The organism is Gemmobacter sp., from assembly GCF_046292685.1.
Taxonomy (GTDB): Bacteria; Pseudomonadota; Alphaproteobacteria; order Rhodobacterales; family Rhodobacteraceae; genus Wagnerdoeblera.
The window spans coordinates 37,562-48,084 of sequence record NZ_JBKBQM010000021.1 but is presented as its reverse complement, the minus strand read 5'-3'; the positions used below and the strand labels follow the sequence as shown (position 1 = coordinate 48,084).

The window sequence follows — 10,523 nt, the reverse complement described above, 5'->3', positions numbered from 1 at the left end:
CCCCGGGGCGCGCGTCCCCGCCAAGAGGTTCCCGATGCCCTACGCCCTGCCCCGCGCCGCCTATGCCGACATGTTCGGCCCCACCACCGGCGACCGCCTGCGCCTTGGCGACACCGACCTCATCATCCAGGTCGAACGCGACTTCACCATCTACGGCGAGGAGGTGAAGTTCGGCGGCGGCAAGGTCATCCGCGAGGGCATGGGCCAATCCCAGCGCACCCGGGCCGAAGGCGCGCTCGACACCGTCATCACTAACGCCCTGATCGTGGACCACACCGGCATCACCAAGGCCGACGTCGGCCTGCGCGACGGCCGCATCGCCGCCATCGGCAAGGCCGGCAACCCCGACACCCAGCCCGGCGTCACCCTCGTCATCGGCCCGGGCACCGAGATCATCGCCGGCGAAGGGAAAATCCTCACCGCCGGCGGCTTCGACGCCCATATCCACTTCATCTGCCCGCAACAGATCGACGATGCCCTGCACTCCGGCATCACCACCATGCTCGGCGGCGGCACCGGCCCGGCCCACGGCACGCTGGCCACCACCTGCACCCCCGGGCCGTGGCACATCGGCCGGATGCTGCAGGCGTTCGAGGCCTTCCCGATGAACCTCGCCCTCGCCGGCAAGGGCAACGGTTCGCTCCCCGAACCGCTGATGGAACAGGTCCGCGCCGGGGCCGCCGCCTTGAAACTGCACGAAGACTGGGGCACCACCCCCGCCGCCATCGACTGCTGCCTGACGGTCGCCGACGCCACCGACATCCAGGTGATGATCCACACCGACACGCTCAACGAATCCGGCTTCGTGGAAAACACGCTCGCCGCCATCCGCGGCCGCACCATCCACGCCTACCACACCGAAGGTGCCGGCGGCGGCCATGCCCCCGACATCATCAAGGTGGTCAGCAGCCAGAACATCCTGCCCTCCTCCACCAACCCGACCATGCCCTACACCGTGAACACCATCGAGGAACACCTCGACATGCTCATGGTCTGCCACCACCTCAGCCGCAAGGTGCCCGAGGACGTGGCCTTCGCCGAATCGCGCATCCGCCGCGAAACCATCGCGGCCGAGGACATCCTGCACGATCTGGGCGCCTTCTCGGTCATGGCGTCCGACAGCCAGGCCATGGGCCGCGTGGGCGAGGTCATCACCCGCACCTGGCAGACCGCCCACAAGATGAAGCTGCAGCGCGGCCGCCTGCCGCAGGAAACCGGCCCCAACGACAACGAACGCGTCAAGCGCTACATCGCCAAATACACCATCAACCCCGCCATCGTGCATGGCATGGCCCACGAAATCGGCAGCGTCGAGCCCGGCAAGCGCGCCGATCTGGTGCTCTGGTCCCCGGCCTTCTTCGGTGCCAAGCCCGAAATGGTCCTCATCGGCGGCCAGATCGTCGTGGCCCAGATGGGCGACCCCAACGCATCCATCCCCACCCCGCAACCCGTCCACACCCGCCCGATGTGGGGCGCCCATGGCGGCGCCGTCCTGCGCGCCGCCGCCACCTTCGTCTCCCGCGCCGCCCTCGAAGACGGCATCCCCCACCGCCTCGGCCTGCAAAAGGATATCCTGCCCGTGCAGCACTGCCGCGACATCTCGAAATCCGACATGCGCCTGAACAGCGCCACCCCGCAGATCGAGGTCGATCCCGAAACCTACGAGGTCCGCGCCGACGGCGAACTGCTCACCTGCGAACCCGCCGCCGAACTGCCGCTTGCCCAGCGCTACTTCCTCTACTGACCATTTTCTGTCCGCAAATATCCCGGGGGTCCGGGGGCAGCGCCCCCGGTCCCGGCCAGCCTCGCAGATCGCCCCATGCTCACCGCGACCAAGCTCCTGCCCCGCGCCCCGCTTCAGGCCCACGACCTTGTCGTGCTCGACTACGACGCAAGGCTGATCCGCCGCCGCCGCCTCGCCACGGTGCAAGGCACGGCCTTCCTGGTCGATCTGCCGTCCCTCACCAATCTCGACGACCACTGGGGGTTCGAGCTTTCCGACGGCACCCGCGTGCAGGTCGTCGCGGCGGAGGAAGACCTGATCCAGATCACCGGCGACCTGCCGCGCCTTGCCTGGCACATCGGCAACCGCCACACGCCCTGCCAGATCGAACCGGACCGCCTGCTGATCCGCCGCGACCCGGTGATCGAGGCGATGCTGGTCAGGCAAGGCGCCACGCTCCGGCCGGTCAGCGAACCCTTCACGCCCGAAGGCGGCGCCTATGGCATCGGCCGCACCATGGGCCACAGCCACGGCCCGGCCGACCACGGCCACGGGCACAGCCACGACCATTTCCACCCGCACCCGCACCCATGACCCCCGGCCTGCTCGCCCTCGTGCAATGGCTCTCCCCCGCCTTTCCGACCGGGGCCTTCGCCTGTTCGCACGGGGCCGAAACCGCCATCGCCGACGGGCGGCTTGCCACGCCGGCCCAGGTGCAGGCCTGGCTGGAAACCCTGATCGCGCATGGCTCGGGCTGGCAGGATGCGGTGCTGCTGGCCCAGGGGCTGGCCCCCGATGCCGATCTCGACGCGCTGGCCGACACCGCCCGGGCGCTCGCCGCCTCTGCCGAACGCTGGGCAGAAACCCGCGACCAGGGCGCCGCCTTTGCCGCCACCCTCGCCCACATCACCGGCCGGCCGCAGCCCGCCTTGCCGCTGCCGCTGGCCGTGGCCCATGCGGCGCGTCCGCTCGGCGTGCCGGTGCCGGATGTGCTGGCGCTTTACCTGCACGCCTTCGCCTCGAACCTCGTCACCATCGCCGTGCGCGCCGTGCCTCTGGGGCAAAGCCAGGGCCAGGCGATCCTGTCGGCACTGGCGCCGCTGATCCGCGCCCGCGCCTTGCTCGCCGCCACCGCCCGGCTCGACGACCTCGCCACCTCCGCCTTCGCGGCCGACCTTGCGGCGATGGCGCATGAAACCCTGCAACCAAGGCTCTACCGCACATGAACCCGAACGGCCCCCTCCGCGTCGGCATCGGCGGCCCCGTCGGCGCCGGCAAGACCAGCCTCACCGAACAGCTGGCCCGCGCGCTCGCGCCCCGCTGCTCGATGGCCGTCATCACCAACGACATCTACACCCGCGAGGATGCCGATTACCTGACCCGCGCCCAGGTGCTGCCCGCCGCGCGCATCCGCGGGGTGGAAACCGGGGGCTGCCCGCATACCGCCATCCGCGAGGATGCCTCCATCAACCTCGCCGCCGTGGCCGAGCTCAACGCCGCCTTCCCCGACCTCGACCTGATCCTGATCGAATCGGGCGGCGACAACCTCGCCGCCACCTTCAGCCCCGAACTGGCCGATCTCTCGATCTACGTCATCGACACCGCCGCCGGGCAGGACATCCCGCGCAAGCGCGGCCCCGGCGTGACGAAATCCGACCTGCTGGTGGTCAACAAGACCGACCTCGCGCCCCATGTCGGGGTGGATCTCGCCCAGCTCGAACACGATACCCGCGCCGCCCGCGGCAGCCGGCCCTACGTGCTGGCCCAGGTCCGCCACGGCCGCGGCATCGACCAGGTCATCGCCTTCCTCCAGCACCACGGCGGCCTCGCCCTGGCCTGACCGCCCCCTTTCACCTGTGCCAAATATCCCCGCCGGAGGCCCGCCGGGCGGCGGGGCTCGATGCCCCGCAGCCCGGCCCCCCCGGCCAATCGTTAAGCCTTCGTAAAACCACGCCGCCAAGCCCTTGATATTGCTAGGGCGGCCTGTGTCCCTCGCAGGGACAGGGTCAAAGCAAAAGGGCCCCGCCAGGGGCCCTTCCGCGCCTTCCGCCTCGGGGGCCGGCCCCCGTCTCAGTCGATCAGCGGCAGCAGGGCGTCGATGCTTTTCTTGGCGTCGCCATAGAACATCCGGGTGTTCTCCTTGTAGAACAGCGGGTTCTCGATGCCCGAATAGCCCGTCCCCTGCCCGCGCTTGGACACGAACACCTGTTTCGCCTTCCACACCTCCAGCACCGGCATCCCGGCGATGGGGCTGTTGGGGTCTTCCTGCGCGGCCGGGTTCACGATGTCGTTCGAGCCGATCACGATCGCCACGTCCGTTTCCGGGAAGTCCTCGTTGATCTCGTCCATCTCCAGCACGATGTCGTAAGGCACCTTCGCCTCGGCCAGCAGCACGTTCATGTGCCCCGGCAACCGTCCCGCCACGGGGTGGATGGCGAACCGCACGTTCTTGCCCTTGGCCCGCAGCTTGCGGGTCAGCTCGCTGACCGACTGCTGCGCCTGCGCCACCGCCATGCCGTAGCCCGGCACGATGATGACCGAATCCGCGTCGTTCAACGCCGCCGCGACACCTTCGGCATCGATGGCGATCTGCTCGCCCACCACTTCCATCGCCGGCCCCGTGGTGCCGCCGAAGCCCCCCAGGATGACCGAGATGAAGGACCGGTTCATCGCCTTGCACATGATGTAGCTCAGGATCGCCCCCGACGAGCCCACCAGCGCCCCCACCACGATCAACAGGTCGTTGCCCAGACTGAAGCCGATGGCCGCCGCCGCCCAGCCCGAATAGCTGTTCAGCATCGACACCACGACCGGCATGTCGGCCCCTCCGATCCCCATGATGAGGTGATAGCCGATGAAGAAGGCCAGCAGCGTCATCACCACCAGCGTCCAGATGCCGGCGCCGTTGAAATACATCACCCCCAGCACCACCGACAGCAAGGCCGCGCCCGCGTTCAGCGCGTGGCCGCCCGGCAGCTTCTTGGCCGCCGTGTTCACCTTGCCTGCCAGCTTGCCGAAGGCGATGACCGAGCCGGTAAACGTGACCGCGCCGATGAACACGCCCAGAAACACCTCGACCCGCAGGATCGCAACCTCGACCGCCGATTTCTTGGCCAGCAGCGCCGCAAAGCCGGTCACGCCGGCCTCTCGCAGATAGGCCGCCACCCCTTCGGCGTTCAGCGACGACGACATCGCAGCCTTGATCGCCATCACGCGGGCCAGCTCGATATCGGCGTTGAAACCCACGAACACCGCCGCAAGCCCGACCAGGCTGTGCATTGCCGCCACCAGCTGCGGCATCTCGGTCATCTGGACGCGCTGCGCCACCATCCAGCCGATGATGCCGCCCATCGCCACCATCACCACGCTGACGAACCAGTTGCCCATCCCGGGCCCGGCCAGCGTGGCAAGCACCGCCAGCGCCATGCCGGCAATGCCGTACCAGACCGCGCGCTTGGCGCTTTCCTGCCCCGACAGCCCGCCGAGCGACAGGATGAACAGCACCGCTGCGACGACGTAAGCCGCCGTGGTAAATCCGTAATCCATTGCGGCCCCCTTACGACTTCTGGAACATGGCGAGCATGCGCCGCGTCACCATGAAGCCACCGAAAATGTTGATCCCCGCCATGAACACCGACAAGGCCGCCAGCAGGATCACCAGGTACGACCCCGACCCGATCTGCATCAGCGCGCCCAGAATGATGATCGACGAGATCGCGTTGGTCACCGCCATCAGCGGCGTGTGCAGGCTGTGGCTGACGTTCCAGATCACCTGGAAGCCGACGAATACGGCCAGCACGAACACGATGAAGTGCTGCATGAAGCTGGCCGGTGCCACCAGCCCCGCCAGCAGGATCAGCGCGCCCCCGCCCAGCAGCAGCCCGACCTGATTGCGGGTCTGCGCCTTGAAGGCCGCGACTTCCTGGGCACGGCGTTCCTCGGGCGTGAGCTCCTTGGGCTTCTCCTTGGGCTTGGCGGCGGCGATGGCGGCCACCTTGGGCGGCGGCGGCGGATAGGTGATTGCCCCCTGATGCACCACGGTCGCGCCGCGGATCACGTCATCCTCCATGTTGTGCACGATCACGCCATCCTTCTTGGGCGTGAGGTCGGCCAGCATGTGGCGGATGTTGGTGGAATAAAGCGTGCTGGCCTGCGCCGCCATCCGGCTGGGGAAGTCGGTATAGCCGATGATCGTCACGCCGTTGTCGGTGACCACCTTCTGATCGGGCACGGTCAGGTCGCAGTTGCCGCCGCGTTCGGCCGCAAGGTCCACGATCACGCTGCCGCGCTTCATCATCTTGACCATGTCTTCGGTCCACAGCTTGGGCGCGGGCCGGCCGGGGATCAGGGCGGTGGTGATGACGATGTCCATCTCGGGCGCAAGCTCGCGGAACTTGGCAAGCTGCTTTTCGCGGAACTCGGGGCTGGAGGGGGCCGCATAGCCCCCTGTGGCCGCGCCGTCCTGCGTGGGTTCGAATTCGAGGAACACGAAGTTCGCGCCCATCGATTCGATCTGTTCGGCCACTTCGGGGCGCACGTCGAAGGCGTGCACGATGGCGCCCAGCGAAACGCTGGTGCCGATGGCGGCAAGGCCCGCCACGCCGGCGCCGACGACCAGCACCTTGGCGGGGGGCACCTTGCCGGCCGCCGTCACCTGCCCGGTGAAGAAGCGGCCGAAGTTGTTGCCCGCCTCGATCACCGCGCGATAGCCGGCGATATTGGCCATCGAGGACAGCGCATCCATCTTTTGCGCGCGGCTGATGCGCGGCACCATGTCCATGGCGATGACGGTCGCGCCGCGTTCCTTGGCGATTTCAAGCAGTTCGGGGTTCTGCGCCGGCCAGAAGAAGGAAATCAGCGTCTGGCCCTGCCGCAAGGCGCGCGCCTCGGCCGGTTCGGGCCCGCGCACCTTGACCAGCACATCGGCCGCCGCGATCACCGCCGCGGCATCGGCCAGCACCTCGACCCCGGCCGCGGCATAGGCGGCGTCGGTGAACCCGGCGCGCGCTCCGGCGCCCGATTCGATGCAGCAGACATGCCCCAGCTTTTGCAACTGCACGGCCGAGTCGGGGGTCATCGCCACCCGGTTCTCGCCTTCGAACGTCTCTTTCAGAGCGCCGATCTTCACCTGATCCGTCCCCCTTCTGTCCTGACGCGGCGGAAACCCGCCGGAATCCTTGCGCGCCCTCTTAGCATTGCGCAATAATATTTCACAAGCCCATGCTGCATGGCAGCACCGCCTTGCCGCACCAAATGCCGCACCGTCAGATCCAGCGCCGGACCCGGGCCGCCCAGGCCAGGTAGGCCGGCCCGAAGGCCGCGCGCAGGCGCGCTTCCTCGGGGCGGATGAACCGCGCGGTGATGACAGCCATGAACACCGGCACCAGCACAAGCGCGGGCCAGGCCCCCCAGGCCAGGCAAAGCCCCGCCAGCACCAGCACGTCGGCCAGATAGATCGGGTTGCGCGACAGGCGATAGACGCCGGTCTGCACCAGGGCGCGCGGCTGTTCGTGCGGCACGATCGTGGTGCGCGCGCGGGCGAACTGCACCGCCGCCGCCGTCATCAGCGCAACGCCGGCCGCAACCAGGAGCCCCCCCGCGATCGGCAGGCCGGGCAAGGGCCAGGCCCGGGCCTGCAGCGCCGCCAGCCCGACCGCCCCCGCCAGCCAGACCGGCGGATAATCCAGCGTCAACCGCATGTCGCAACGTCCCCCTTGCGCCTGCGCGCCACCCTGCCACACTTTGCCGCAAAAGACAGGGAGGACAAGGTGCTGCACGGACAACACGCGCTGATTACCGGCGGCGGAACGGGCATCGGGCTGGCCATCGCGCAGGCGCTGGCCGCGCAAGGCGCCCAGGTCACGATCACGGGCCGTCGCCTGCCCGTGCTGGTCGAGGCCGCGACCGCCACGCCGGGGCTGCATGCGCTGCAGATGGATGTCACCGACGAGGCAAGCGTGACCGAAGGCATCGCCGCCGCCATCGCTGCCCGCGGCCCGGTGACGATCTGCGTGCCCAATGCGGGCATCGCCGAAGGCCGGGCCCTGCACAAGATGGACATGGATTTCTGGCGCCGGATGATGGCGATCAACCTCGACGGCGCGTTCCTGACCTTGCGCGAATGCCTGCCGGGGATGCGGGCCGCAGGTTGGGGGCGGATCGTTGCGGTTGCCTCGGTCGCGGGCCTGCGCGGGCTGAAGGGGGCGCCGGCCTATACCGCCTCGAAACACGGGTTGGTCGGGCTGGTGCGCGGCCTGTCCGAGGATCTGGCGGGCACCGGGATCACCTGCAACGCGCTGTGCCCGGCCTATGTCGATACCGAGATCGTCACCCGCAACACCGCCTCGATCGCGCAGCGCGCCGGGATCGCCGAGGACGACGCCCTGCGCCTGATGCTGAGCGCCAACCGCCACGGCCGTCTGGTCACGGTGGACGAGGTGGCGGCCGCCGCCTTGTGGCTGTGCGGCCCCGGATCGGGCAGCGTCAACGGCCAGACCATCGAGATCGCAGGGGGTCAGGCCTGATCCAGCCAGCCGCGCGCCTCGACCTCGGGCAGATAGGTCCGGCTGACGGGGACGGTTTCGGCTTCGACCAGGCGCAGAAAGACCCGCGCCCCGTCGCGCCAGCCGCCCGCAACCGCCGCCTCGGCCACCCAGTGCGAACGGTGGACCCGCAGGCCGGGGGTGCCGTCCAGCTCGGCCAGGGCATCGGAGAACCGCATCAGCAGGCTGGCGCTGCCACGGGTGGTGACCACATCGACATAGTGATCGCGCCCCGAGATGCGCAGCACCGGGGCGCGCACCTCGGGCGGCAGCCGTTCGGCCAGGCGCGGCAGTTCCGGGGTCGCGGGCTGCGCCGCCGCGGGGGCGGAGGCCATCCGCGCGTCCACCGCCTGGCGAAAGGCGCAAAGCCCGAGCGTGAGGCAAAAGATGAACACCGCCAGTTCGACCGGCCTGGGCGGCAGCAGCGGAAAGCCTTGCAGGCTTTGCGCCGACACCATGTGCAAGGGCCAGCTCAGCACGCCGGCCACCACCGCCGCCGTTGCCACCCCGCCGCGCCAGAACCCGCCCAGCTTCGGGTGGCGCGACACCAGCACGCGCACGAAAGCCGCAAGCACCAGCGCCAGCGCCGAAACCACCAGCCAGAACAGAAGCCGGCGCAGGAACGGCACCTCGGCATAGCTGCCGAACGGCCCGGCAATCGCCATCATCACCGTCAGGAACATCCAGATTGCCAGCGTCAACCGAGCCCGCAACCTGGCCCGCACCTCGTCCCAGAACCCGCGCATTCGATACGACCAACCTGTCCCCAATGAGGTCTGGTAGCATCGTTTTTCCGCAATCACAACGTCTTACCCGGAAGGGAGCCCGCAAATGACCGACCTTGAGCGCCGAATCGCCGCGAGTTTCGCCAGGCAAGGGCTGATGGCGACGCTGGGGGCGCGGCTGGTCGGGGTGGCACCGGGGCAGGTGCGCATCGCAGCCCCCGTCACCCCGGCCGTCAGTCAGCAGCACGGCGCCGGCCACGCCGGGCTGACCTTTGCCCTGGGGGATACCGCGGCCGGCTATGCCGCGCTGACGCTGCTGCCCGACACGTCCGAGGTGATGACCGCGGAAATCAAGATCAACCTGATGCGCCCGGCCATCGGCGAGCGGGTCGAGGCGCGCGGCGAGGTGCTGAAACCCGGGCGGCGGCTGATCGTCGTCAAGGCCGATGTCCTGGCCCTGACCGGGGCGCGCGAAACCCTGATCGCCACCATGCTCGGCACGATGGTGCCGGTCGCCCCCTAGGCGGTCAGGCCCTGCGGCTCGGGCAGGCCGCGGGCGCGGCAGGCAGCGGTCAGCGTATTGGCCAGCAGGCAGGCAATGGTCATCGGCCCCACCCCGCCGGGCACCGGCGTGATCGCCCCGGCAACGGCGGCGGCGCTGGCATAGTGAACGTCGCCCACCAGCCTCGACTTGCCGTCGCGCTCGACCCGGTTGATGCCCACGTCGATCACGGTGGCGCCGGGCTTGACCATGTCGCCGGTAATCATCTCGGGCCGCCCGACCGCGGCCACCAGAATGTCGGCCCGGCGGCAGACGGCGGCCAGATCGCGGGTGCGCGAATGCGCGATGGTCACCGTGCAGCTGTCGCCCAGCAGCAGCTGCGCCATCGGCTTGCCGACGATGTTGGACCGCCCGACCACCACCGCCTCCAGCCCCGCAAGGCTGCCGAGATGGTCGCGCAGCATCATCAGGCACCCGAGCGGCGTGCACGGCACCATCGCCTTTTGCCCGGTGCCCAGCAGGCCGACATTGGAGATATGGAACCCGTCCACATCCTTGGCCGGCGCGATGGCGTTGATGACCAGATCGGCGTTCAGATGCCGCGGCAAGGGCAGCTGCACCAGGATGCCATCCACCGCCGGGTCGGCATTCAACCGCGCAATCAGCGCCAGCAACTCGGCTTCGGAGGTTTCCGCCGGCAGGCGGTGTTCGAAGCTGGCCATGCCGACCTCGACCGTCGAGGCATGCTTGTTGCGCACATAGACCTGGCTGGCCGGATCCTCGCCCACCAGCACCACCGCCAGCCCCGGTTGCACCCCTGCCGCCGCCAAGCCGGCGACATGCGCCGCCACCTGCGCCCGCACCCGCGCCGCGAATGCCTTGCCGTCGATCACCGTGGCTGCCATGCCTTGCCCCTTCACCTTGTCCAAATATCCCCGCCGGAGGCCTGGCCGTGGGGGGGGGGGGGGGGGGCCCCGCCCCCCCCCCCGCCCCCGCCCCAGCCCAAATCAGAACCCACAAAAAGGTAATGG

General features: G+C 69.2%; 11 protein-coding genes. 6 read left to right on the top strand and 5 right to left on the bottom strand.

All coding sequences use genetic code 11. The annotated features are described in order from the left end of the window. Positions 1-34 precede the first annotated feature (34 nt). From ureC to ureG, 4 genes are all read left to right on the top strand, one after another. Positions 35-1,744, top strand: coding sequence for an urease subunit alpha (gene ureC / locus ACK4S2_RS08010; protein WP_409622642.1), 1,710 nt, complete (start codon positions 35-37; stop codon positions 1,742-1,744). A 75-nt stretch (positions 1,745-1,819) separates the two neighbouring features. Next, positions 1,820-2,317, top strand: a complete 498-nt coding sequence (locus ACK4S2_RS08005) for an urease accessory protein UreE (RefSeq protein ID WP_409622638.1) — start codon at positions 1,820-1,822, stop codon at positions 2,315-2,317. Continuing rightward, the gene (locus tag ACK4S2_RS08000; protein ID WP_409622635.1) at positions 2,314-2,949 is read left to right on the top strand and encodes an urease accessory protein UreF; all 636 of its coding nucleotides are present in this window, start codon (positions 2,314-2,316) and stop codon (positions 2,947-2,949) included. The genes ACK4S2_RS08005 and ACK4S2_RS08000 overlap by 4 nt, the downstream gene beginning before the upstream one ends. Further along, positions 2,946-3,563 carry an urease accessory protein UreG gene (ureG, locus tag ACK4S2_RS07995; protein ID WP_409622632.1) on the top strand — a complete coding sequence of 206 codons (618 nt, stop codon included), beginning with the start codon at positions 2,946-2,948 and terminating at the stop codon, positions 3,561-3,563. The genes ACK4S2_RS08000 and ureG overlap by 4 nt, the downstream gene beginning before the upstream one ends. Before the next feature lie 230 nt (positions 3,564-3,793). Here the strand turns inward: ureG and ACK4S2_RS07990 are convergent, their stop codons facing one another. The 3 genes from ACK4S2_RS07990 to ACK4S2_RS07980 form a co-directional block, all read right to left on the bottom strand. Beyond that, positions 3,794-5,269 (bottom strand): NAD(P)(+) transhydrogenase (Re/Si-specific) subunit beta, encoded by a 1,476-nt coding sequence (locus ACK4S2_RS07990; protein WP_409622629.1) that lies wholly within the window; start codon positions 5,267-5,269, stop codon positions 3,794-3,796. Between the two features lie 10 nt (positions 5,270-5,279). Continuing rightward, on the bottom strand, positions 5,280-6,851 hold the full coding sequence (locus ACK4S2_RS07985; protein ID WP_409622626.1) for a Re/Si-specific NAD(P)(+) transhydrogenase subunit alpha: 1,572 nt from the start codon (positions 6,849-6,851) through the stop codon (positions 5,280-5,282). A 136-nt stretch (positions 6,852-6,987) separates the two neighbouring features. Next, positions 6,988-7,422 carry a methyltransferase family protein gene (locus tag ACK4S2_RS07980; protein ID WP_409622623.1) on the bottom strand — a complete coding sequence of 145 codons (435 nt, stop codon included), beginning with the start codon at positions 7,420-7,422 and terminating at the stop codon, positions 6,988-6,990. Between the two features lie 69 nt (positions 7,423-7,491). Between ACK4S2_RS07980 and ACK4S2_RS07975 the strand changes: the two genes are divergently transcribed. After that, positions 7,492-8,247: an SDR family NAD(P)-dependent oxidoreductase gene (locus tag ACK4S2_RS07975; protein ID WP_409622620.1), complete on the top strand. Its 756-nt coding sequence runs from the start codon at positions 7,492-7,494 to the stop codon at positions 8,245-8,247. On the opposite strand, the gene ACK4S2_RS07970 is transcribed toward ACK4S2_RS07975, so the two are convergent. After that, a complete protein-coding gene (locus ACK4S2_RS07970; RefSeq protein ID WP_409622617.1) occupies positions 8,238-9,011 on the bottom strand; it encodes a LytTR family DNA-binding domain-containing protein in 774 nt (257 codons plus the stop codon). The genes ACK4S2_RS07975 and ACK4S2_RS07970 overlap by 10 nt on opposite strands. Before the next feature lie 85 nt (positions 9,012-9,096). Between ACK4S2_RS07970 and ACK4S2_RS07965 the strand changes: the two genes are divergently transcribed. Further along, entirely contained in the window at positions 9,097-9,513 is a 417-nt protein-coding gene (locus ACK4S2_RS07965) for a PaaI family thioesterase (RefSeq protein WP_409622614.1), read from the top strand. Here ACK4S2_RS07965 and folD read toward each other — a convergent pair. Continuing rightward, positions 9,510-10,397, bottom strand: coding sequence for a bifunctional methylenetetrahydrofolate dehydrogenase/methenyltetrahydrofolate cyclohydrolase FolD (gene folD / locus ACK4S2_RS07960; protein WP_409622611.1), 888 nt, complete (start codon positions 10,395-10,397; stop codon positions 9,510-9,512). The two genes, ACK4S2_RS07965 and folD, sit on opposite strands and share 4 nt — an antisense overlap. Positions 10,398-10,523: the final 126 nt, after the last annotated feature.